Source organism: Streptomyces sp. SID8352 (genome assembly GCF_009862265.1).
In the GTDB taxonomy this organism is placed as follows: Bacteria; Actinomycetota; Actinomycetes; order Streptomycetales; family Streptomycetaceae; genus Streptomyces.
Genome location: NZ_WWGX01000008.1, coordinates 14,217 through 36,912, shown reverse-complemented (window position 1 = coordinate 36,912; position 22,696 = coordinate 14,217). Strand labels below are relative to the sequence as shown.

The following is a 22,696-nucleotide window of genomic DNA, read 5'->3' as shown; positions in this document are numbered from 1 at the left end:
CCTGGCTCCCGCCCCCGTCCCCTGCTGCCGAACCCGGCCCTGGCTCCCGCCCCCGTCCCCTGCTGCCGAACCCGGCCCTGGCTCCCGCCCCCGTCACCGGTCCGCGGCCCCGCCTCCGCCCCCGGGCCGCTGCCCCTTCCCCGTACTTCCCGGTCAGCGCGCTTCCACGGTGATACTCCTCGGCGACCGTGGCCCCCACGGTGTCACCGCCCCCATCCCGGCCCCTGACGGCCCCCTGGCCGCCCCGGGAGGCGGCCGCCGCCGCCCGGCGGCACCGGCGGGACGCCAGGCGCTCACAGCGGCCCTCAGCGCCACCGACGTACGCGAACGCGATGTAGGCCAACGCGCCCGAGGTCCCCGACGTACCCGAGGCACCTGACGCGCCCGACGTACCCGGCGCCCGAGGCGTTCGACGTCCTTCCGCGTCCGACGCCCCGACGCCCCGGGGCCGTCCACGCCCCCCAAAACCGGGCACGCCCCCACCCGCCGCAAGGGACCGCCGCATGCCCCGACCGCGCCCCTGCGCCCCCCGCCCGCCCCTCATCCCGAGCCCCCGCGCCCCTGCCGGGGCAGCCCCCGGTCCGGCCCGGGGGAGGGGACGGGGCCTGGGGGTGGCGCCGGGTCGCCGTACTCGCGGACGGCGCTGGTGCGGGAGACCACCCGCCCCCGGTGGACCACGACCCGGCTGTACGCCAGGGAGAGCGCGGCCGAGAGGTGGTCCGCGCGCACCGCCAGCAGCTCCGCCGGGAACCCCGCCTCGACCCGCACCTCCGGCAGCCCCAGCGCGCCCCGGGCCGCGCCGCTCACCGCGTCGTACGCCTCCTCGGGGCGCAGCCCGTGCCGCGAGGCCAGCAGGAACGCCGCCTCCAGCGGATCGCCGCGCCCCACCGGGTTGGACACGTCCCGCAGGGCCCCGCTCCCCGCCGTCACCCGCACCCCGGCCGCCCGCAGCAGCCGTACCGGCGCCGAGCCGCAGCGGGGCTCGACCGCGCCGCATCCGCCCTGCGGCAGGCACGCCACCGTCACCCCGGCCGAGGCGAGCCGGTCGGCGGTCCGGGAGGCGACCTCGGCCGGCAGCCGCTCCAGCCCGCCGCACGGCCCCAGGGTCACCCCCGGGCGCAGCCCGCCCGCGGCCGAGGCCAGCCGGGAGAGCCGGGCCGGGTCGGCGGCGTCGGTGTGCAGGTCGACGGGGCGGGCGTGCTCGGCGGCGAGGTCCAGCACCGCCTCCACGTATCCCGCCGGGTCCGGGTCCAGGTCGGGGCAGCCGCCCACCACGTCGGCGCCCATCGCCACCGCGTCCCGCAGCATGGCCAGCCCGTCGGCCCCGGCCACCCCCGTCAGCAGCCTCGGCATCGCCACGGTGCGCAGCTCGACCAGCCCGTGCAGCGCCCGCCGGGCCCGCAGCACGGCGGCCAGGGTGCCGAGCGCCGGCACGTCGCCCACCCGCACGTGCGCCCGGGTCGCGGTCGCGCCGTGCCCGAGCTGGAGCAGGGCGGCCTCCGTGGCCCTGCGCCGCACCTCCTCGGGCTCGTGGGAGACGGGGCCGGGGAGATCGGCGGTCAGCGCGGTGTCGGGATGGGCGTGCGGCTCGGCCGGGGCGGGCAGCAGGAGGTATCCGGTGAGGTCGACGCGGGTGCCGGGCGCGGAGGCCCGCGCCGCCGTGAGGCTGCCGGCGGTGCCGACGGCCTCGATGCGGTCCCCGTGCAGCCGTACGTCCACGGTGCGTCCGTCGGTGAGCCGGGCCCCGGCCAGCAGCAGCGGCCCCGGGCCGGCCGGGTCCGAGCCGGAGGGGGAGTGGTGCGGCGGCTGCGGGTGGCTGTCGGGCATCGCGCTCCTCTGGGCTCGGGACTGCGCTGGGGGACGCAAGATCACGCAGAGTGGGAAGAGCGTAGGACGGTGATCAGCCCGGGAGGCGGAGGGGACGCGGGGGAGCGCATTAGTCGTACCGGCACGGGCCCGGACGGCTGCGGGACGGCCCCCGGGGCGCGCTCCTGGGGGCGGAGCCGGCCGGTCCTCCGGGGTGGGCTCGCGCCCGGCCCGCGGCCCCGGGGCGGCTCAGGGGGGAGGCGGGGCGCCCTGAGGTCGCCCGGGCGGGGGAGCAGCCTGGCACCGAGGCCGGACGGCCGGGGAGGGCCGGAACGGCGGAGGGCCGGGGCGGGTCGGAATATGGCCAGGTGCCCCACCCGCCCCGGGTCGGGGGAGGGACGGCCCAGAGCCGCACCCACCCCGGGGGCGACGGTGGCCCGGCACCGTGCCCGCCCCGGGTCGGCGATGACCCGGCACCACACCCGCCAGAGCCGCTCGGGCTCCCCGGCCCACGCCCCACTCCGGCTCCCCGGCCCCACTTCGGCTCCCCGGCCCCACTTCGGCTCCCCCTGGCCCCGACAGGCTCCCGGCCCCGACAGGCTCCCTGGCCCCGCGGCGGGCTCCCTGGCCCCGCGGCGGGCTCCCTGGCCCCCGCGCCCGCCGGAACGCCTCATGGCTCCCCACGTGCCTCACGGGGCCTCTGGGGCCTCTGGGGACAGCGTGGAACTGGTTGGACCCCCCGTGGGCCCTCGCGAACCACCCGGCCCCGCGCCCGCCGGGACCGCTGTCCCGCGCCCGCCGGAACCGGGGTGTCCCGCGCTCGCCGGAACCTGTGTCCCGGACCCGGCGGAAGCGACGCCCGGGGCCCGGCCGAACCCGCGCCCCGGGCCTTCCGGAACCGGTGCCCCGAGGCGGCGAATCGGATTTGGGCGATCGGCGGGCGACCGTGTAATGTCTTCATCGCTCGCCCCAATAGCTCAGTCGGCAGAGCGTCTCCATGGTAAGGAGAAGGTCAACGGTTCGATTCCGTTTTGGGGCTCTGGTGTGAGAGGTCCCGCCGCGAGGCGGGGGCCGATCGCATCTCAGCGGTGTAGCTCAGTCGGTAGAGCAAGCGGCTCATAATCGCTGTGTCACCGGTTCAAGTCCGGTCACCGCTACTGTCAGTAGCCGATTGCGGGGTCGGTCCTTCGATCGGCTACTCTTTCCTGCGTTAATACAGTCAATCCGTTCGTCAAGGAGCACTCACGTGGCTGCCACCGACGTCCGCCCGAAGATCACGCTGGCCTGCGTGGAGTGCAAGGAGCGGAACTACATCACCAAGAAGAACCGGCGTAACAACCCGGACCGTCTTGAGATGAAGAAGCACTGCCCGCGTTGCAACGCGCACACCGCGCACCGCGAGACGCGATAAAACAGGCTCGTACGCGAGGCCGTCCCCGTAGTTTGGGGGCGGCCTCGCGTCGTTGTGGCCAGTTGCCCGCCGCGCACCGCGACGGGGATCCATCAGCAGTCCAGCAGCAGGAGCAGGAGGTGCCGAGCCATGGCGCTCGACCAGTCCTTCGTGGGACGGACCTATCCGCCCACCGAGCCCTACGAAGTGGGCCGGGAGAAGATCCGTGAGTTCGCGGAGGCGGTGGGGGACGGCAACCCCGCGTACACGGACGCGGATGCCGCCAAGGCGCTCGGCCACCCGGATGTGATCGCCCCGCCGACCTTCGTCTTCGCCATCACCTTCAAGGCGGCCGAACAGGTCGTCGAGGACCCGCAGCTCGGGCTGGACTACAGCCGGGTCGTCCACGGCGACCAGCGGTTCGCGTACACCCGCCCGGTGCGGGCCGGCGACCGGCTGGCGGTCACCTCCACCATCGAGGCGATCAAGTCCCTGGCCGGCAACGACATCCTGGACATCCGCGGCGAGGTGCACGACGAGACCGGCGAGCACGTCGTGACCGCCTGGACCAAGCTGGTCGCCCGCGCGGCCGAGGAGGCGTGAGCACCCCATGACCGCGAAGATCGCGTACGCCGACGTCGAGGTCGGCACGGAACTGCCCGCGCAGACCTTCCCCGTGAGCCGCGCCGCCCTGGTGCGGTACGCGGGTGCCTCCGGCGACTTCAACCCCATCCACTGGAACGAGCGGTTCGCCAGGGAGGTCGGGCTGCCGGACGTCATCGCGCACGGCATGTTCACCATGGCCGAGGCGGTCCGCGTGGTCACCGACTGGACCGGAGACCCGGGCTCGGTCGTCGAGTACGGGGTGCGGTTCACCAAGCCCGTGGTCGTCCCGGACGACGACAAGGGCGCCCTGATCGAGGTCAGCGCCAAGGTCGGGGCCAAGCTGGACGACAACACCGTCCGCGTCGACGTCACGGCGACCAGCGGCGGCCAGAAGGTGCTCGGCATGTCCCGGGCCGTCGTGCGCCTGGCCTGACTCGGCCCCGGGAGCGGGACGGAACGGAGGCCCCCGGCCCCCGGCCCCGCCCCGCTCCTCCCGCCCCGGCCGCCCCCTTCGCGCCCCGACGCCCCCCCATTTCGGTGACCGTGAGTGACGGCGGCCGGATGTGACGCAGATCGCGTACGGCGGCCACGGAGGACAGGCGCCAAGGTGCCGGGCATCCGACCGCCCGGCGACGCCCGGCGCCCCGCGCCCCCGGGGGCCCTGGGGGACGCCACCCCGGCGGGAAGGACACCCCCCAGGGCGGCGACCAGCCCGCGAGCTCCCGCTTGACGAAGTTAGTAATCGAGCACTAACTTTCCCTCATGGTCCGGATGAGTGCTGAGGAGCGGCGCGAGAGCGTCGTCCGCGCGGCGATGGCCGAGTTCGCCCGCGGCGGCTACTACGGCACCTCCACGGAGGCGATCGCCAAGAGGGTCGGGGTGTCGCAGCCGTATCTCTTCCGCCTCTTCCCGGGCAAGAAGGCGATCTTCCTGGCGGCGGCCGAGCGCTGTGTCGACGACACGGTCCGGATGTTCCGGGAGGCGTCCGAGGGGCTGACCGGCGAGGCCGCCCTGCACGCCATGAGCAGCGCGTATCTGACCGTCATCACGGAGCACCCCGAGCAGTTGATGATGCAGATGCAGATGTACCTCGCGGTGGCCGCGGCCGAGCAGGAGGGCGACTACGAGTTCGGCGAGTCGGTGCGCACCGGCTGGATGCGGCTGTGGGACACCGTCCATCTGCCGCTGGGGGCCGACGTCGAGGCGACGACGAACTTCCTGGCGTGCGGGATGCTGGTCAACTGCCTGTCGGCGATGGGCTTCCCGTCCGGCCACCGGGTGTGGGAGGGGCTGTACACCGCGGCCGGACCGGTGGCCTGCGGCACGGCCGGGGGCGAGGCCGCTGACGGGGCGGCCGGGCCGGGGGAGTAGCGCGAGGCGGAGTGGGGCGCGGGGGAGCGCCCGGCCTCTTCGTGCCCCCAAAAGTTAGTGATTGATAACTATGTCAACGGCCGAGCGAAGCACGGCCAGCACCCGTGGGGGAGCAATGCCACCGAAGCGACCGGAGACACCGAAGCGACCGGAGACACCGCAGGCACCGAAGTCACCCGGACCGGCGGGCCCGGAGCGGCGACCGGCCGCAGCGCCGTCGGCGAACGGGCCGGGATCACCGGACGGGCCGGCGTCGCGCCGGGGAGCCGCCTGGGCCCTGGCGATCACCAGCGTCGCCGGCTTCATGGCCTCGCTGGACAACCTCGTCGTCACCACCGCGCTGCCCTCGATCCGCGAGGACCTCGGCGGTGAGCTGCACGACCTGGAATGGACCGTGAGCGCCTACACGCTCACCTTCGCCGTCCTGCTCATGTTCGGCGCGGCGCTCGGGGACCGCTTCGGCCGCCGCCGCCTCTTCGGCACCGGCCTGGTGGTCTTCACCGCCGCCTCCGCCGCCGCGGCGCTGGCCCCGGGCATCGACACGCTGATCGCCGCCCGCGCGGTACAGGGAGTCGGCGCGGCGATCATGATGCCGCTCACCCTGACCCTGCTGACGGCCGCCGTGCCGGTCGCCAGGCGCGGCATGGCGTACGGGATCTGGGGCGCCGCCAACGGGCTCGCGGTGGCCTCCGGCCCGCTGATCGGCGGCAGCCTCACCGAGCACTTCTCCTGGCAGTGGATCTTCTGGCTGAACGTCCCGCTGGGCCTCGCCCTGCTCCCGCTGGCCCGCCTCCGCCTCGCGGAGTCCTACGGCACCGGCGCCCCGCTCGACGTCCCCGGCACCCTCCTGGCCAGCGGCGGGCTCTTCGGCATCGTCTACGGCCTGGTGCGCGGCCCCGTCGACGGCTGGAGCGGTCCGGTGGTGCTGACCGCGCTGTTCGGCGGTGGCGCGCTGCTCGCGGGATTCGTCCTCCACGGCACCCGCGCCAGGAACCCGATGCTCCCGATGCGGCTGTTCCGCTCCCGTGCCTTCGCCGGGATCAACGCGGCGGGACTGCTGATGTTCCTGGGCATGTTCGGCTCGGTCTTCCTGCTGAGCCAGTACCTCCAGGGCGTGCTCGGCTACTCGCCCACCGAGGCCGGGCTGCGGATGCTGCCGTGGACGGGCGCGCCCATGATCGTCGCGCCGGTGGCGGGCATCCTCTCCGACCGGATCGGGGGGCGCCCGGTCGTCGCGGTCGGCCTCTTCCTCCAGGCGGTGGGGCTGGGCCACCTGGCCACCGTGATCACGGCCGACGCCTCCTACGCGGTCCAGCTGCCCGGACTGATCGTCAGCGGCGTCGGCATGGCCCTGTACTTCGCCCCCGCGTCCGCCCTGGTGATGTCCAGCGTGGTGCCGGCGGAGCAGGGCATCGCCTCCGGCGCCAACAACGCCCTGCGCGAGGTGGGCGGGGCGCTCGGCATCGCCGTCATGGGCTCGATCTTCGCGGCCCGGGGCGGCTACGAGACCGCGCGGACCTTCGTCGACGGACTGAGGCCGGCGCTGCTGGTCGGCGCCGGGGCGGTGGCCCTGGCCGGTGTCGCGGTGCTGCTGATCCCGGCCCGGGGCCCGGTCGGCCCGGCCGGTCCGCCGTCGGCGGAGCCGGCGCCGGAGGAGGGTCGGGCCCCGGCCGCCGTGGCCGGCTGAGACCGGGGCGGCGCCCCGGACCGCACCACAGCCGGGCCCCGCCCGGGACACCCGTACGGGAACGCCCCGCCGCCGACGGCCGGGGCGTTCTCGTAGTCTTGGCCCCGTGCAGGAACTCCATGACGCGCCCCTCGCCCCGCTGACCACCTTCCGCCTCGGGGGCCCCGCCGCCCGCCTGGTCACGGCCACCACGGACGCCGAGGTCGTCGCCGCCGTCCGCGAGGCCGACGACACCGGTACGCCACTGCTGCTGATCGGCGGCGGCTCCAACCTGGTCATCGGCGACAAGGGCTTCGACGGCACCGCCCTGCACCTCGCCACCCGCGGGTACCGGCTGGACGGCACGACACTGGAGCTGGCGGCCGGGGAGGTGTGGAGCGACGCGGTCGCCCGCACGGTCGAGGCCGGGCTCGCGGGCATCGAGTGCCTGGCGGGCATCCCCGGCTCGGCCGGCGCGACGCCCATCCAGAACGTGGGGGCGTACGGGCAGGAGGTCTCGTCCACGATCACCGAGGTGACCGCGTACGACCGGCGGGCCCGGGAGACGGTCGTCCTGACCAACGCCGAGTGCGCCTTCGCGTACCGGCACAGCCGCTTCAAGGCCGACCCGGAGCGGTACGTGGTGCTGCGCGTGCGGTTCGCGCTGGAGGACGCCGGGGGCCTCTCCGCGCCGCTGCGCTACGCCGAGACGGCGCGGGCACTGGGCGTCGCGGCGGGCGACCGGGTCGCGGTGGGCCGGGCGCGGGAGACGGTGCTGAAGCTGCGGGCGGGCAAGGGCATGGTGCTGGACCCGGAGGACCACGACACGTGGTCGGCGGGCTCCTTCTTCACCAACCCGATCCTCACCGACGAGGAGTTCGCGGCCTTCCGGGCGAGGGTCGCCGGGCGCCTCGGGGACGACGCGGAGCCGCCCGCGTACCCGGCGGGGGAAGGGCGTACGAAGACCTCCGCGGCGTGGCTGATCGACCGGGCCGGCTTCCCCAAGGGCTACGGCGAGGGCCCGGCGCGCATCTCCACGAAGCACACGCTGGCGCTGACCAACCGGGGAACGGCGACGACGGAGGACCTGCTGGCGCTGGCGCGGGAGGTGGTGGCCGGGGTGGCGGACGCGTTCGGCGTCACCCTGGTCAACGAGCCGGTGACGGTGGGCGTCACGCTCTGACGCCGCGCGGCGCCCGTGCGCTCAGGCGGGCGGCGGGAGCGGACGGCCCTCGATGGCCGCGGCCACGTGCTCGGGGGTCAGCCGGTCCGTGCCGTGAAGCTCGCCCCACGCCCTGATCCTGCCGAGGGGGCTGTCGGGGTCCGGCGGCTCCTCGCTCAGCCGGGCACCGAGAACGATGGCCCCGAACTCCGCTCCGACCCGCTGCGCCTCACTCATCTCGTCCACACCGCCAGGCTACGCGCCCGGTACGACGAAAGGCCCAGGTCCCGCACCCGCACACGACGGAAGCCGGAAGCGACGGTGGGCGGGCCCCGCACCCGCGCACGGCGAAAGCCGGAAGAGGAGAGCGGGCGTGGGCCCCGCCCCCGCGTACGGAGGGGACGGGGACGGAAGAGGGAGGGCGAGGTGCCCGCACCCGCGTACGGCGAGAAGCCGACGAAGAAGGGCGGGCGCGGCCCCGCACCCGCGCACGGCGAGAGTCGGAAGAGAAGGCTGGGCGAGGTGCCCGCACCCGCGTACGGCGAGAAGCCGACGGATAGGGGTGGGCGTGGACCCCGCACCCGCGTACGGCGGGAAGGGGACGGGGCGGGGGTGGTCGCCCGCAGAGGTTGGCGCGTCAACAGAGTGCGCCTCATCGCCGCCCCATTCCGCGCCGTTCCGAGGACGACCACCCCCGTCCCGGCCCCGACCCCCAACACACCAAGAGGCGCAACAGACACCCCCACACGGGGAAAGAGGCCGCCGCAGGCACAGCCCTCCAGGACCGACCGGACCCGCACAGCCCGCCGCAGGCCCAGCCCCACCGGGCCTCACCCGGCCCCACCCAGCGCCACCCGGCCCCGCACGGGCCGGGCCCGCCCGTCAGAACCGCCAGGTTCAGGCGGTCAGCCAGGCGTCGACGTCGGACAGGAGCCCGGCCTTGGTGTCGGCGGAGGCCGCCGAGGCGCGGATGGACTGGCGAGCCAGCTCCGCCAGCTCGGGGTCCGTGAAACCGTGGTGGTGCCGCGCGATCTCGTACTGCGCCGCCAGCCGCGACCCGAAGAGCAGGGGGTCGTCCGCGCCCAGCGCCATCGGCACCCCTGCCTCGAACAGCGTCCGCAACGGCACGTCCTCGGGCTTCTCGTACACCCCCAGCGCCACGTTGGACGCCGGGCACACCTCGCACGTCACCCCCCGGTCGGCCAGCCGCTTCAGCAGCCGGGGGTCCTCCGCCGCCCGCACCCCGTGCCCGATGCGGTGCGCCTCCAGGTCGTCGAGGCAGTCCCGCACGGACGCCGGCCCCGTCAGCTCACCCCCGTGCGGCGCCGACAGCAGCCCGCCCTCCCGCGCGATGGCGAACGCCCGGTCGAAGTCCCGCGCCATGCCCCGCCGCTCGTCGTTGGAGAGCCCGAACCCCACGATCCCCCGGTCGGCGTACCGCACGGCCAGCCGCGCCAGCGTCCGCGCGTCCAGCGGATGCCGCATGCGGTTCGCGGCGACCAGCACCCGCATCCCGATCCCGGTGTCCCGCACGGTCGTGTCCACCGCGTCCAGGATGATCTCCAGCGCGGGGATCAGCCCGCCCAGCCGCGGGGCGTAGGACGTCGGGTCGACCTGGATCTCCAGCCACTTCGACCCGTCCCGCAGATCCTCCTCCGCGGCCTCCCGCACCAGCCGGCGGATGTCGTCCGCGTCCCGCAGGCAGGACCGCGCCGCGTCGTACAGCCGCTGGAAGCGGAACCAGCCCCGTTCGTCCGTCGCCCGGAGTTTCGGGGACTCGCCCCGGCCCAGCGCCCCGGTCAGGACGTCGGGCAGCCGCACCCCGTGCTTGTCGGCCAGTTCCAGCAGGGTCGAGGGCCGCATCGAGCCGGTGAAGTGCAGATGCAGATGGGCCTTCGGCAGCTCAGAGAGATCACGTACACGCTCCATTCCGTGATCCTGCCGCACGCCGCGCCCGCGCGGGTAGCGGTTTGCCCATCCGGGAGGCGGCCGTACGGGGAACCGCCCGTGAACGCCGGGCGGCCGGAAGCGGAGAGGGCACCGCCCGTCGCCGGGAGGTGCCCTCTTCGGTGGCCGCGGGCAGGACCCGCGGGGCGGGACGTCAGTCCTTCGCCTCCGCCAGGAGCTTCTGGATGCGGGAGATGCCCTCGACGAGGTCCTCGTCGCCGAGCGCGTAGGACAGCCGCAGGTACCCGGGCGTGCCGAAGGCCTCGCCGGGCACGACGGCGACCTCGGCCTCCTCCAGGATCAGCGCGGCCAGCTCCACGGAGGTCCCCGGGCGCGTGCCGCGGATCTCCTTGCCGAGGAGGGCCTTGACCGAGGGGTACGCGTAGAAGGCGCCCTCGGGCTCGGGGCAGAGGACGCCGTCGATCTCGTTGAGCATCCGCACGATGGTGCGCCGGCGCCGGTCGAAGGCCTCGCGCATGGCGGACACGGCCTCCAGGCCGCCGGAGACCGCGGCGAGCGCGGCGGCCTGGGCGACGTTGGAGACGTTGGAGGTGGCGTGCGACTGGAGGTTGGTCGCGGCCTTGACGACGTCCTTGGGACCGATGAGCCAGCCGACCCGCCAGCCGGTCATGGCGTAGGTCTTGGCGACGCCGTTGACGACGATGCACTTGTCGCGCAGCTCGGGCAGGAGCGCGGGCAGCGAGGTGAACTTCGCGTCGCCGTAGACGAGGTGCTCGTAGATCTCGTCGGTCAGCACCCAGAGCCCGTGCTCGACGGCCCAGCGGCCGACCGCCTCGACCTCGGCCTCGGAGTAGACGGCGCCGGTCGGGTTGGAGGGGGAGACGAACAGGACGACCTTGGTCCGCTCGGTCCGGGCCGCTTCGAGCTGCTCGACGGTGACGCGGTAGCCGGTGGTCTCGTCGGCGACGACCTCGACGGGGACGCCTCCGGCCAGCCGGATGGACTCGGGGTAGGTCGTCCAGTACGGCGCGGGGACGATGACCTCGTCGCCCGGGTCGAGGATGGCGGCGAACGCCTCGTAGATGGCCTGCTTGCCGCCGTTGGTGACGAGCACCTGGGAGGCGTCGACCTCGTAGCCGGAGTCGCGCAGCGTCTTCTCGGCGATGGCGGACCGCAGCTCCGGCAGCCCGCCGGCCGGCGTGTAGCGGTGGTACTTCGGGTTCTTGCACGCCTCGATGGCGGCCTCGACGATGTAGTCCGGTGTCGGGAAGTCGGGCTCACCGGCACCGAAGCCGATCACCGGGCGCCCGGCGGCCTTGAGGGCCTTCGCCTTGGCGTCGACGGCGAGGGTGGCGGACTCGGAGATCGCGCCGACTCGGGCGGAGACCCGGCGCTCGGTCGGAGGGGTTGCAGCGCTCATGTCCCCATCGTTCCAGACCCGAAACCTCAGTGACACACGGGTTTCACGGACTGAACGCCACCGGGCGACGGCGGACCGGCCACCGTGCGGTCATCCGACGGACCCCGTACGTGCACGGAGCGAACGAAGGGCGGCCGGCACGACCGGCGAACCGGCGGTGGAAGCGAACCTGGGGAATCCCTCGACGGCCCCCGAAACGGCCCGGAGGGGAGGAAGGGCCGAAGGAGAGCAAGAACCGAAGGAGAGCAAGAACCGGAGGCCCGCCCCCCTGACGGACCCCGTCGGCGTCCCGGGCTCCCGGGACGCCCCCGTACGCAGCGGCGGCCCCCTGCCGCACCTCTCCCGACGCCCGGGAGGAACTCCGCGCGCCCCCGACACATCCGAACGGACCCCGGCCGCGCCCCGACGGATCTCCGGCCGCCCCGGAACGGACCCGAGCCCCCACTCCACCGGACACGCACCGAACTCCGGGACAACAGTCCGAATAAACCCGGGATACACCCGGAAGCCCCCCGGATATGCCCCGGATGCCCCTTCGCGGGACCACCCGGAGGAGTGTTCCGGCGGTCCGCGATCAGGACTGTCGATCTTTTCTGTTCGACGCCCGGCCCATGAACACGTACACTCTCACCTCGTTGGCCTTCAGCGGCCCGCACACCTCAGGTGCACGGTGAGCACCCGGGGGGATGCGGTACGTTGGGGGGCACACAAAGGGTCGTAGCTCAATTGGTAGAGCACTGGTCTCCAAAACCAGCGGTTGGGGGTTCAAGTCCCTCCGGCCCTGCTACACACACCATCGCCAGGATGTGTGCGCAGGTTACGTACAGCAATGCATCGCCGTGCGGCTCATACCGGGCGCGGCACGGCCACGACCCGGAATCAGGTGAGGACGAGTGACGGACGCCGTGGGCTCCATCGACATGCCTGATGCCCAGGACGAGGCACCGGACGAGAAGCCGCGCAAGGGCGGCAAGCGCGCCAAGAAGGGCCCGCTGAAGCGCCTCGCGCTCTTCTACCGGCAGATCATCGCGGAGCTGCGGAAGGTCGTCTGGCCCACCCGCAACCAGCTCACGACGTACACCACCGTGGTCATCATCTTCGTGGTGATCATGATCGGCCTGGTGACCGTGATTGACTATGGCTTCAGCCACGCTGTCAAGTACATCTTCGGCTGAGCCGACAGCGATAGGGCGCCGAGGTACCCGGCGCCCCTTTCGCGTGTTCCACCCCTATGTATCCAGGAAGAAGCAGCCACAGTGTCTGACCCGAACGTGAACGACGCCGTTGAGCCTCGCGGGGAGGCTGCCGAGACCGTCGAGGACGGGACCGGCCTCGTCGGCGGCTCGGACAACGAGGACACCCAGACCCCCACCGGGGCCGAGGCTGCCGAGGGCGCCGTCACCGAGGACGAGGACACGGCCGCCGCGGAGACCGGGGACGGGACCGACGAGGACACCGAGGGCGAGGAGCCGGAGGCCGCCGAGGCGGAGACCGAGCCGGAGCCCGAGATCGACCCGATCGAGAAGCTCCGCCAGGAGCTGCGCATCCTCCCCGGCGAGTGGTATGTCATCCACACCTACGCCGGGTACGAGAACCGGGTGAAGACCAACCTGGAGCAGCGCGCCGTCTCGCTGAACGTCGAGGAGTACATCTTCCAGGCCGAGGTGCCGCAGGAAGAGGTCGTCCAGATCAAGAACGGCGACCGCAAGACGATCCGCCAGAACAAGCTCCCCGGTTACGTGCTGGTCCGCATGGAGCTGACCAACGAGTCCTGGGGCGTCGTCCGCAACACCCCCGGTGTCACCGGCTTCGTGGGCAACGCCTACGACCCGTACCCGCTGACGCTGGACGAGATCGTCAAGATGCTCGCTCCCGAGGCCGAGGAGAAGGCGGCCCGCGAGGCGGCCGAGGCCGAGGGCAAGCCGGTGCCGCAGCGCAAGGTCGAGGTCCAGGTGCTGGACTTCGAGGTGGGCGACTCGGTCACCGTCACCGACGGCCCCTTCGCCACGCTGCAGGCCACGATCAACGAGATCAACGCCGACTCGAAGAAGGTCAAGGGCCTCGTCGAGATCTTCGGCCGCGAGACCCCGGTCGAGCTGAGCTTCGACCAGATCCAGAAGAACTAGGGCCTCTCGTTTGGACCATGCCGGGCTCGCAGGGGCCGGCCAATCCAAACGAAAGACCCCAGCCGCCCGCCGCGGCGAGCGACACCGCCGCGGCAGCGTCGGCCCCCTTCTGGACGTACCGCTTCCGACCAGGTCGGACCGGCCCTCGCTGGCCGGTCTGACCTGCTCGGTTTTTGGCCGCGCATCCATACCCGCTATCGTTGTGCGGTATGCCCGCATCCGGGGACTCCCTGAAAAAGACTCACCGGACACGGGCAGGACCCGAATCGAAAGGACCCGGAGAGCCATGCCTCCCAAGAAGAAGAAGGTCACGGGGCTCATCAAGCTCCAGATCCAGGCCGGTGCCGCCAACCCGGCTCCGCCGGTCGGCCCCGCGCTGGGTCAGCACGGCGTCAACATCATGGAGTTCTGCAAGGCCTACAACGCCGCGACCGAGTCGCAGCGCGGTTGGGTCATCCCGGTGGAGATCACGGTCTACGAGGACCGTTCCTTCACCTTCGTCACCAAGACGCCGCCGGCCGCCAAGATGATCCTCAAGGCCGCGGGCGTGGAGAAGGGCTCCGGCGAGCCGCACAAGACCAAGGTCGCGAAGATCACGCGCGACCAGGTCCGCGAGATCGCCACCACCAAGATGCCCGACCTCAACGCCAACGACCTGGACGCCGCCGAGAAGATCATCGCCGGCACCGCGCGTTCCATGGGCGTCACGGTCGAGGGCTGAACCCCACCTTCCAGCAGCAGAAGTGGCAGGGCCCGCTCGGCCCGGACCACAACTCCTAAGAAGCCACAGGAGCAGTAGTGAGCAAGCGCAGCAAGTCTCTCCGCGCTGCGGACGCCAAGGTCGACCGGGACAAGCTCTACGCCCCGCTCGAGGCCGTCCGTCTCGCCAAGGAGACCTCCACGACCAAGTTCGACAGCACCGTCGAGGTCGCCTTCCGCCTGGGTGTCGACCCGCGCAAGGCGGACCAGATGGTCCGTGGCACCGTGAACCTCCCGCACGGCACCGGCAAGACCGCCCGGGTCCTGGTCTTCGCGACCGGTGACCGTGCCGAGGCCGCGCGTGCCGCGGGCGCCGACATCGTCGGCGCCGACGAACTGATCGACGAGGTGTCGAAGGGCCGTCTGGACTTCGACGCCGTCGTCGCCACCCCGGACCTCATGGGCAAGGTCGGCCGCCTCGGCCGCGTGCTCGGTCCCCGTGGTCTGATGCCGAACCCGAAGACCGGCACCGTGACCCCGGACGTCGCCAAGGCTGTCAACGACATCAAGGGCGGCAAGATCGAGTTCCGCGTCGACAAGCACTCGAACCTGCACTTCATCATCGGCAAGGTGTCCTTCGACGACGCCAAGCTGGTGGAGAACTACGGCGCGGCCCTGGAGGAGATCCTCCGACTGAAGCCGTCCGCCGCCAAGGGCCGGTACATCAAGAAGGCCGCCATCAGCACCACGATGGGCCCCGGCATCCCGGTCGACTCCAACCGCACCCGCAACCTCCTCACCGAGGAGGACCCGGCGGCGGTCTGAGCCCACGGCTCACCGAACCGGTCCACGGGCCCCGCACCTTCCGAAGGTGCGGGGCCCGTTCCCGTGTCCGGACGCCCGGTCCGTCCCGTATGCCCCGCACGGGGGCCCGCCCGGACTCCCGTGACGGAAGACCGGCAGCGAATTCCCGGGACGGGCGTGCCCCGCCTGGGCTACCGTGCGGGGATGACCACGCGCACCGGCGCGCGCGGAGGACGGTACGGGCCGCGCGGGCGGTCCCGGGGACGGTCCCGCGGTGGCGGGGCGGTACGGGGGTTTGGCACATGACGAGCACGACGGCGCGCCGCGCTGTCCGGTGGCCGGCTCTGCTGGTGGCGGTCCTGCTGGGGGCCGGGACGGCCTGCTCGGGCTCCGGCGGGGACCACGCCGCGGACGGTCACTCCGCCTCCGCACGGCCCGACGGCACGGTGGCGGCGAGTGCCCCCGCCGACCCCACCGGTTCCTCCGTCACCGGCGTCCCCGGCGGTGACGTCCCGGCGGAGCAGGCCCTGCGCGCCGTGGAGCGGGCCCTCCGCGAGGCGGGCTCGGCCAGGGTCGAGAGCAGCACCGTGATCAAGGGCGCGATCTCCCTGGAGGGCAAGGGCACCATCGCCTGGCGGAACGGCTTCACTGGCGTCATGACCCTGAGGGCCCGCAGCGGCACCGCGCCCGCGGTGCTGCAGCAGACCGGCACCGAGCCCCTTGAGACGCGCTATCTGTCCGACGGCTTCTACTCGAAACCGGGGGGCGGCATGGCCGCCGCCCTAGGGGACGGGGTCTGGCTCCGCTACGGCTACGAGGAGTTGGGGAAGCTGCCCGGTGGCCCCGGGGCCGATTTCGCCGGGCAGATGCGCGACAGCACCCCCGACAAGGCGGTCGCGGCGCTTCTCGCCAACGAGGACCTGCGCAGGGTGGGGGAGGAGCGGGTGCGCGGCCGGGACACCACGCACTGGGTCGGCACCGTGACCAGCACGGCAGGCTCCATCACGATGCGCTCCACCGTCGACATCTGGGTCGACGACCGCGACCTGCTGGTGAAGCGCGTGGAGCGGGGCAACTCGCCCGCCGGGGAGCTGTTCCAGACCTCGTACTACAGCGACTACGGGATCCCGGTGTCCGTCGAGGCGCCGCCCGTCGCGGACACGGTGGACTTCGCGACACTGCTCCGGAACGCGACCCCCCGTTCCTGACCGCGAAACCTGGTTGATCGTTTCCCCTGGCGCTGGGTTACCCTCCGCCTGTGTGTCCGCTGTGGGGCGGCCGTATCCCTTGGGGGGAAATTCCATGAACCAGTCCATACGCAAGCCCGTGGTCGCCGGTGTGGCCGCGCTGCTCCTCGCGGCCGGTGCCGTCGGCTGCGGCGCCGAGAAGGAGAAGTCCCCGGAGATGTCTCCGGCGGCTGCCGTCGCCAAGGCCGCGAAGAACTCGAGGGACATCACCACCCTGTCCTACCGGATGACGGGCCGCACCCCGGAGGAGGGGCGCGTCGAGGCCGATGTGCAGATGCGCATCAAGCCCACCATGGCGATGAGCATGAAGATCAAGGCGCTCGACCAGGGGGCGGACGGGACCGCCGAGATCCGCGTCGTCGACGGCGCCATGTTCATGGGCGGGAACCCCGAGATGTCCAAGGAGATGGACGGCAGGGACTGGATCAAGTTCGACCTGTCCACCCTGGGCGTCGACAAGGAGCAGATGAACGCCCTCGGCGGCGCCTCCTCGGCCGAGAGCAACCCGGCGGAGGAGTCCACCTTCCTCACCGGCGCCGACGACCTGGAGAAGGTCGGCACCGAGAAGATCGGCGGGGTCGAGACCACGCACTACCAGGGCACCGTCTCTCTCGCGTCCATGCGGAAGTCCTACGAGAAGGAGGACGACGCGAAGGCCCGGGAGAAGAGCCTGAAGAGCCTGGAGAAGTACGAGCAGATGGGGATCGACAAGCTCCTCATGGACATGTGGATGGACGGCGACCACCAGACCAAGCAGTTCCGTGTCCGCGGCGACGCCGAGAAGGGCAAGCTGGACGTCACCATCGCCTTCAAGGACGTCAACAAGCCCGTGAAGGTCGCCGCCCCCCACCCCTCCCAGGTCATGGACCTCGGCGAGATGATGAAGGAAGGCGCCGAGGGCGCCGAGGGCTGACCCTCCGGGGACCCTCTCCGCGGGACCGGTGGGGCGGCCTTCGACCGGCCCCCCACGGCCCCCGCCTTCCGTAGCCCCCACGGCCCCCGCGCCTTCCGCAGCCCCCACGGCTCACGCACCACCCCGCTCGACGGCTCCCCCGCGGGCGGATTTGCCTGCCGGCGACCCGTTCGCGTACGCTCCCTCTGAAGCCAAAGACCGCTGGTCGTTGCCGTGTGCTCGCGAGAGGACGCGGTGGCCGAAGGATCCGCTGAACTGCGGACGACCCGCGCAGGTGACAGTGGAGAAGCTCCCGGGGGCCGACCGCGCCGACGCGCGGAAGGGAACCGGTCGAGCTACGCCCCGTGCGCCTGCGCCGGGGCGTTTCGTTTTCCCCAGTCCTCCTTCGGGTCCGCGCGGTCCGAATCACCCGGAAGGAGGCCGAGGCTCTATGGCGAGGCCCGACAAGGCTGCCGCGGTTGCCGAGCTGACGGACAAGTTCCGCAGCTCCAACGCCGCCGTGCTGACCGAGTACCGCGGTCTCACCGTGGCGCAGCTCAAGACGCTGCGCCGGTCGCTCGGTGAGAACGCCCAGTACGCCGTGGTGAAGAACACGCTGACCAAGATTGCGGCCAACGAGGCCGGGATCTCCACGCTGGACGACCACTTCAACGGTCCGACGGCTGTGGCCTTCATCACCGGTGACCCGGTGGTGTCGGCGAAGGGTCTGCGCGACTTCGCCAAGGACAACCCGAATCTCATCATCAAGGGCGGCGTGCTTGACGGCAAGCCGCTCTCGGCCGACGAGATCAAGAAGCTCGCGGACCTCGAGTCCCGTGAGGTTCTGCTCTCCAAGCTGGCCGGTGCCTTCAAGGGGAAGCAGTCCCAGGCTGCCTCCGTCTTCCAGGCGCTGCCGTCGAAGCTCGTCCGCACCGTGGACGCGCTGCGCGCCAAGCAGGACGAGCAGGGCGGTGCCGAGTAACTCGGCTCGCTTTCTGATCCGCCGCCGCCCCGTGGCGCGGATCGCAGCGGGCCAGACGTCTGCGCAGTAATGCCGTAAGGCAGCCGCCCGCCTCACCCCGTACATCCGGCATCCGCCGAATTAGTGGAAGGACCGCCATCATGGCGAAGCTCAGCCAGGAAGACCTGCTCGCGCAGTTCGAGGACATGACCCTCATCGAGCTCTCCGAGTTCGTGAAGGCGTTCGAGGAGAAGTTCGACGTCACCGCCGCCGCGGCCGCCCCGGTCGTCGTCGCCGGTGGTGGCGCGGGTGCCGCCGCCGAGGCCGTCGAGGAGAAGGACGAGTTCGACGTCATCCTCACCGGCGCCGGCGAGAAGAAGATCCAGGTCATCAAGGTCGTCCGCGAGCTGACCTCCCTCGGCCTGAAGGAGGCCAAGGACCTGGTCGACGGCACCCCGAAGCCGGTCCTGGAGAAGGTCAACAAGGAGCAGGCCGAGAAGGCCGCCGAGTCCCTCAAGGGCGCCGGCGCCTCGGTCGAGGTCAAGTAGGACCTCACGGGTCCCGCGGGATCTGTAACGCGCAAGCGCCGAAGAGCGATCATCCATCCGGGTGGTCGCTCTTCGGCGTACGGGGGGACCGGTGGCGGCTCCCTTGCACGGGCGGCGGTGAAGAGTAGGGTGATCATCGGTCGCGCCGCCGCCGGGGCCCGGGAGGCCCGCCGCGGCGGCCGGTTCGGACAAGGGGGGCCTTGACGAACCGCACGCAGCGCGCAATTCTCAGGACGCGTCGTCACAAGGATCCGAATCCGAGGCATGGATCGACGGCGAAGAGGGCAGTATCACGGTGCGTTGAGGGCGAGGCCTTGCCGCAGGTGGTGAGAGCAACGAGGAGTCAAGACGGTTCGGTACACCCGCACTGGACATCAGTGGGCCAAGTGGCTACACTGACCCTTTGCGCTGCCTGTTAGCTGCCCCCTGCCCGTCACCAGGGGTCTGCCCTCGCCCGAGCACTGACGACCAGAGCGCGCCTGACCTGGCATTTCGGCCACATCGGGCGCTCCGTGTCTCCGTGTGCGGATGAGGGGCCGGTACGCGCGTAGTGAGTCCGAGCCCTCGGAAGGACCCCCTCTTGGCCGCCTCGCGCAACGCCTCGACCGCGAATACGAACAACGCCGCCAGCACCGCCCCGCTGCGCATCTCCTTTGCAAAGATCAGGGAGCCCCTCGAGGTTCCGAACCTCCTCGCGCTGCAGACCGAGAGCTTCGACTGGCTGCTCGGCAACGACGCGTGGAAGGCTCGCGTCGAGTCGGCCCTGGAGTCCGGCCACGACGTCCCCACGAAGTCCGGCCTGGAGGAGATCTTCGAGGAGATCTCCCCGATCGAGGACTTCTCCGGGTCGATGTCGCTGACGTTCCGCGACCACCGCTTCGAGCCGCCGAAGAACAGCATCGACGAGTGCAAGGAGCGCGACTTCACGTTCGCCGCCCCGCTCTTCGTCACGGCCGAGTTCACGAACAACGAGACCGGCGAGATCAAGTCCCAGACGGTCTTCATGGGCGACTTCCCGCTCATGACCAACAAGGGCACCTTCGTCATCAACGGCACCGAGCGCGTCGTCGTGTCGCAGCTCGTCCGTTCGCCGGGTGTCTACTTCGACTCCTCCATCGACAAGACGTCCGACAAGGACATCTTCTCCGCCAAGATCATCCCCTCCCGGGGTGCCTGGCTGGAGATGGAGATCGACAAGCGCGACATGGTCGGTGTGCGCATCGACCGCAAGCGCAAGCAGTCCGTCACCGTCCTGCTCAAGGCGCTCGGCTGGACCACCGAGCAGATCCTCGAGGAGTTCGGCGAGTACGAGTCAATGCGCGCCACCCTGGAGAAGGACCACACCCAGGGCCAGGACGACGCGCTGCTTGACATCTACCGCAAGCTGCGTCCGGGCGAGCCGCCCACCCGCGAGGCCGCGCAGACGCTGCTGGAGAACCTGTACTTCAACCCCAAGCGCTACGACCTGGCCAAGGTCGGCCGCTACAAGGTCAACAAGAAGCTGGGCGCGGACGCCCCGCTGGACGCGGGTGTCCTGACCGTCGAGGACGTCATCTCGACGATCAAGTACCTGGTGATGCTGCACGCCGGTGAGACCGAGACGACGGTGGGCGACGGTCAGACGATCGTCGTCGAGACCGACGACATCGACCACTTCGGCAACCGCCGTCTGCGCAGCGTCGGCGAGCTGATCCAGAACCAGGTGCGCACGGGTCTGGCCCGTATGGAGCGCGTCGTGCGCGAGCGCATGACGACCCAGGACGTCGAGGCGATCACGCCGCAGACCCTGATCAACATCCGGCCGGTCGTCGCCTCCATCAAGGAGTTCTTCGGCACCAGCCAGCTCTCGCAGTTCATGGACCAGAACAACCCGCTGTCCGGGCTGACGCACAAGCGTCGTCTGTCCGCGCTCGGCCCGGGTGGTCTCTCCCGTGAGCGGGCCGGCTTCGAGGTCCGCGACGTGCACCCCTCGCACTACGGCCGCATGTGCCCGATCGAGACGCCCGAAGGCCCGAACATCGGTCTGATCGGCTCCCTCGCCTCCTACGGCCGGGTCAACGCCTTCGGTTTCGTCGAGACCCCGTACCGCAAGGTCATCGACGGCCAGGTCACGGACGACGTCGACTACCTGACCGCCGACGAGGAGGACCGCTTCGTCATCGCGCAGGCCAACGCCACGCTCAACGACGACCTGCGGTTCGCCGAGGCCCGTGTGCTCGTCCGCCGCCGCGGCGGCGAGGTCGACTACGTCGGCCCCGAGGACGTGGACTACATGGACGTCTCGCCGCGCCAGATGGTGTCGGTCGCGACCGCCATGATCCCGTTCCTGGAGCACGACGACGCCAACCGCGCCCTCATGGGCGCGAACATGATGCGCCAGGCCGTGCCCCTGATCAAGTCCGAGGCGCCGCTGGTCGGCACCGGCATGGAGTACCGCTCGGCCGTCGACGCCGGCGACGTCGTCAAGGCGGAGAAGGCGGGTGTGGTCCAGGAGGTCTCCGCGGACTACATCACCACCACCAACGACGACGGCACGTACATCACGTACCGCCTGCACAAGTTCGCCCGCTCCAACCAGGGCACCTCGGTCAACCAGAAGGTCATCGTCAACGAGGGCGACCGGGTCGTCGAGGGCCAGGTCCTCGCCGACGGTCCGGCCACCGAGAACGGCGAGATGGCGCTCGGCAAGAACCTGCTGGTCGCGTTCATGCCGTGGGAGGGCCACAACTACGAGGACGCGATCATCCTGTCGCAGCGCCTCGTGCAGGACGACGTCCTCTCCTCGATCCACATCGAGGAGCACGAGGTCGACGCCCGCGACACCAAGCTGGGCCCCGAGGAGATCACCCGGGACATCCCGAACGTCTCCGAGGAGGTCCTCGCCGACCTCGACGAGCGCGGCATCATCCGCATCGGTGCCGAGGTCATCGCCGGTGACATCCTCGTCGGCAAGGTCACCCCCAAGGGCGAGACCGAGCTGACGCCCGAGGAGCGGCTGCTGCGCGCGATCTTCGGCGAGAAGGCCCGCGAGGTCCGCGACACCTCGCTGAAGGTGCCGCACGGCGAGATCGGCAAGATCATCGGCGTCCGCGTCTTCGACCGCGAGGAGGGCGACGAGCTGCCGCCCGGCGTCAACCAGCTCGTCCGCGTCTACGTCGCCCAGAAGCGCAAGATCACCGACGGTGACAAGCTCGCCGGCCGCCACGGCAACAAGGGCGTCATCTCCAAGATCCTGCCGATCGAGGACATGCCGTTCCTGGAGGACGGCACCCCGGTCGACATCATCCTGAACCCGCTGGGCGTCCCGTCCCGGATGAACCCGGGGCAGGTCCTGGAGATCCACCTCGGCTGGCTCGCCAGCCGCGGCTGGGACGTCTCCGGCCTCGCCGACGAGTGGGCCGAGCGCCTCCAGGCGATCGGCGCCGACAGCGTCGAGCCCGGCACCAACGTGGCCACCCCGGTCTTCGACGGTGCGCGCCAGGACGAGCTGGCGGGTCTGCTCCAGCACACCATCCCCAACCGGGACGGCGTGCGGATGGTGCTCCCCAGCGGCAAGGCGCGGCTGTTCGACGGCCGCAGCGGCGAGCCGTTCCCGGAGCCGATCTCGGTCGGCTACATGTACATCCTGAAGCTGCACCACCTGGTGGACGACAAGCTGCACGCCCGTTCCACCGGCCCGTACTCGATGATCACCCAGCAGCCGCTCGGTGGTAAGGCCCAGTTCGGCGGCCAGCGGTTCGGTGAGATGGAGGTGTGGGCGCTGGAGGCGTACGGCGCCGCCTACGCGCTCCAGGAGCTTCTGACCATCAAGTCCGACGACGTCACCGGCCGCGTGAAGGTCTACGAGGCCATCGTCAAGGGCGAGAACATCCCCGAGCCCGGCATCCCCGAGTCCTTCAAGGTGCTCATCAAGGAGATGCAGTCGCTCTGCCTGAACGTGGAGGTGCTGTCCAGCGACGGTATGTCCATCGAGATGCGTGACACCGACGAGGACGTCTTCCGCGCGGCGGAGGAGCTCGGCATCGACCTGTCCCGGCGCGAGCCGAGCAGCGTCGAAGAGGTCTGACGGGAGTTCCGGCGGGGCTCGTAC

19 protein-coding genes and 3 tRNA genes are annotated in these 22,696 nt (G+C 71.6%); 18 read left to right on the top strand and 4 right to left on the bottom strand.

Annotated features, from left to right (window positions below; translation table 11 throughout):
* Window positions 1–540 precede the first annotated feature (540 nt).
* Window positions 541–1,827: an amidohydrolase family protein gene (locus GTY84_RS03210; protein ID WP_161224546.1), complete on the bottom strand. Its 1,287-nt coding sequence runs from the start codon at window positions 1,825–1,827 to the stop codon at window positions 541–543.
* Between the two features lie 945 nt (window positions 1,828–2,772).
* Between GTY84_RS03210 and GTY84_RS03205 the strand changes: the two genes are divergently transcribed.
* The 8 genes from GTY84_RS03205 to GTY84_RS03170 all read left to right on the top strand — a co-directional run bounded on the left by GTY84_RS03205 (window position 2,773) and on the right by GTY84_RS03170 (window position 8,022).
* Window positions 2,773–2,845, top strand: a tRNA-Thr gene (locus GTY84_RS03205).
* A gap of 45 nt (window positions 2,846–2,890) precedes the next feature.
* Window positions 2,891–2,963 (top strand) — tRNA-Met (locus GTY84_RS03200).
* 89 nt (window positions 2,964–3,052) lie between these two features.
* Window positions 3,053–3,217: a 50S ribosomal protein L33 gene (gene rpmG / locus GTY84_RS03195; RefSeq protein WP_003948671.1), complete on the top strand. Its 165-nt coding sequence runs from the start codon at window positions 3,053–3,055 to the stop codon at window positions 3,215–3,217.
* A 129-nt stretch (window positions 3,218–3,346) separates the two neighbouring features.
* Window positions 3,347–3,799 carry a MaoC family dehydratase N-terminal domain-containing protein gene (locus GTY84_RS03190; protein ID WP_161224545.1) on the top strand — a complete coding sequence of 151 codons (453 nt, stop codon included), beginning with the start codon at window positions 3,347–3,349 and terminating at the stop codon, window positions 3,797–3,799.
* 7 nt (window positions 3,800–3,806) lie between these two features.
* Window positions 3,807–4,235 (top strand): MaoC family dehydratase, encoded by a 429-nt coding sequence (locus tag GTY84_RS03185; RefSeq protein WP_161224544.1) that lies wholly within the window; start codon window positions 3,807–3,809, stop codon window positions 4,233–4,235.
* 329 nt (window positions 4,236–4,564) lie between these two features.
* A complete protein-coding gene (locus tag GTY84_RS03180) occupies window positions 4,565–5,173 on the top strand; it encodes a TetR/AcrR family transcriptional regulator (RefSeq protein ID WP_202549051.1) in 609 nt (202 codons plus the stop codon).
* A gap of 277 nt (window positions 5,174–5,450) precedes the next feature.
* Window positions 5,451–6,860 carry an MFS transporter gene (locus tag GTY84_RS03175; protein WP_272919151.1) on the top strand — a complete coding sequence of 470 codons (1,410 nt, stop codon included), beginning with the start codon at window positions 5,451–5,453 and terminating at the stop codon, window positions 6,858–6,860.
* Between the two features lie 106 nt (window positions 6,861–6,966).
* Window positions 6,967–8,022, top strand: a complete 1,056-nt coding sequence (locus GTY84_RS03170) for a UDP-N-acetylmuramate dehydrogenase (RefSeq protein WP_161224541.1) — start codon at window positions 6,967–6,969, stop codon at window positions 8,020–8,022.
* 21 nt (window positions 8,023–8,043) lie between these two features.
* Here GTY84_RS03170 and GTY84_RS03165 read toward each other — a convergent pair whose 3' ends face one another.
* The 3 genes from GTY84_RS03165 to GTY84_RS03155 form a co-directional block, all read right to left on the bottom strand.
* A complete protein-coding gene (locus GTY84_RS03165; RefSeq protein ID WP_161224547.1) occupies window positions 8,044–8,238 on the bottom strand; it encodes a hypothetical protein in 195 nt (64 codons plus the stop codon).
* Window positions 8,239–8,898: 660 nt separating this feature from the next.
* Entirely contained in the window at window positions 8,899–9,930 is a 1,032-nt protein-coding gene (locus GTY84_RS03160) for an adenosine deaminase (protein ID WP_161224540.1), read from the bottom strand.
* Between the two features lie 172 nt (window positions 9,931–10,102).
* Complete coding sequence (locus tag GTY84_RS03155) at window positions 10,103–11,329, bottom strand: pyridoxal phosphate-dependent aminotransferase (RefSeq protein ID WP_161224539.1); 1,227 nt, start codon at window positions 11,327–11,329, stop codon at window positions 10,103–10,105.
* A gap of 711 nt (window positions 11,330–12,040) precedes the next feature.
* Here GTY84_RS03155 and GTY84_RS03150 point away from each other — a divergent pair.
* The 10 genes from GTY84_RS03150 to rpoB all read left to right on the top strand — a co-directional run bounded on the left by GTY84_RS03150 (window position 12,041) and on the right by rpoB (window position 22,672).
* Window positions 12,041–12,113 (top strand) — tRNA-Trp (locus GTY84_RS03150).
* A 109-nt stretch (window positions 12,114–12,222) separates the two neighbouring features.
* On the top strand, window positions 12,223–12,504 hold the full coding sequence (gene secE / locus GTY84_RS03145; protein WP_161224538.1) for a preprotein translocase subunit SecE: 282 nt from the start codon (window positions 12,223–12,225) through the stop codon (window positions 12,502–12,504).
* Between the two features lie 81 nt (window positions 12,505–12,585).
* Complete coding sequence (gene nusG / locus GTY84_RS03140) at window positions 12,586–13,455, top strand: transcription termination/antitermination protein NusG (RefSeq protein ID WP_161224537.1); 870 nt, start codon at window positions 12,586–12,588, stop codon at window positions 13,453–13,455.
* Window positions 13,456–13,741: 286 nt separating this feature from the next.
* Window positions 13,742–14,176, top strand: a complete 435-nt coding sequence (gene rplK / locus GTY84_RS03135; protein WP_004927359.1) for a 50S ribosomal protein L11 — start codon at window positions 13,742–13,744, stop codon at window positions 14,174–14,176.
* 77 nt (window positions 14,177–14,253) lie between these two features.
* The gene (gene rplA, locus GTY84_RS03130) at window positions 14,254–14,979 is read left to right on the top strand and encodes a 50S ribosomal protein L1 (protein WP_161224536.1); all 726 of its coding nucleotides are present in this window, start codon (window positions 14,254–14,256) and stop codon (window positions 14,977–14,979) included.
* 281 nt (window positions 14,980–15,260) lie between these two features.
* On the top strand, window positions 15,261–16,166 hold the full coding sequence (locus tag GTY84_RS03125; protein ID WP_161224535.1) for a hypothetical protein: 906 nt from the start codon (window positions 15,261–15,263) through the stop codon (window positions 16,164–16,166).
* A gap of 94 nt (window positions 16,167–16,260) precedes the next feature.
* A complete protein-coding gene (locus GTY84_RS03120) occupies window positions 16,261–17,118 on the top strand; it encodes a DUF1396 domain-containing protein (RefSeq protein WP_161224534.1) in 858 nt (285 codons plus the stop codon).
* 430 nt (window positions 17,119–17,548) lie between these two features.
* Window positions 17,549–18,079, top strand: a complete 531-nt coding sequence (gene rplJ / locus GTY84_RS03115) for a 50S ribosomal protein L10 (RefSeq protein WP_161224533.1) — start codon at window positions 17,549–17,551, stop codon at window positions 18,077–18,079.
* A 140-nt stretch (window positions 18,080–18,219) separates the two neighbouring features.
* Window positions 18,220–18,606: a 50S ribosomal protein L7/L12 gene (rplL, locus tag GTY84_RS03110; protein ID WP_161224532.1), complete on the top strand. Its 387-nt coding sequence runs from the start codon at window positions 18,220–18,222 to the stop codon at window positions 18,604–18,606.
* Between the two features lie 580 nt (window positions 18,607–19,186).
* Window positions 19,187–22,672: a DNA-directed RNA polymerase subunit beta gene (rpoB, locus tag GTY84_RS03105; RefSeq protein ID WP_161224531.1), complete on the top strand. Its 3,486-nt coding sequence runs from the start codon at window positions 19,187–19,189 to the stop codon at window positions 22,670–22,672.
* Window positions 22,673–22,696 lie beyond the last annotated feature (24 nt).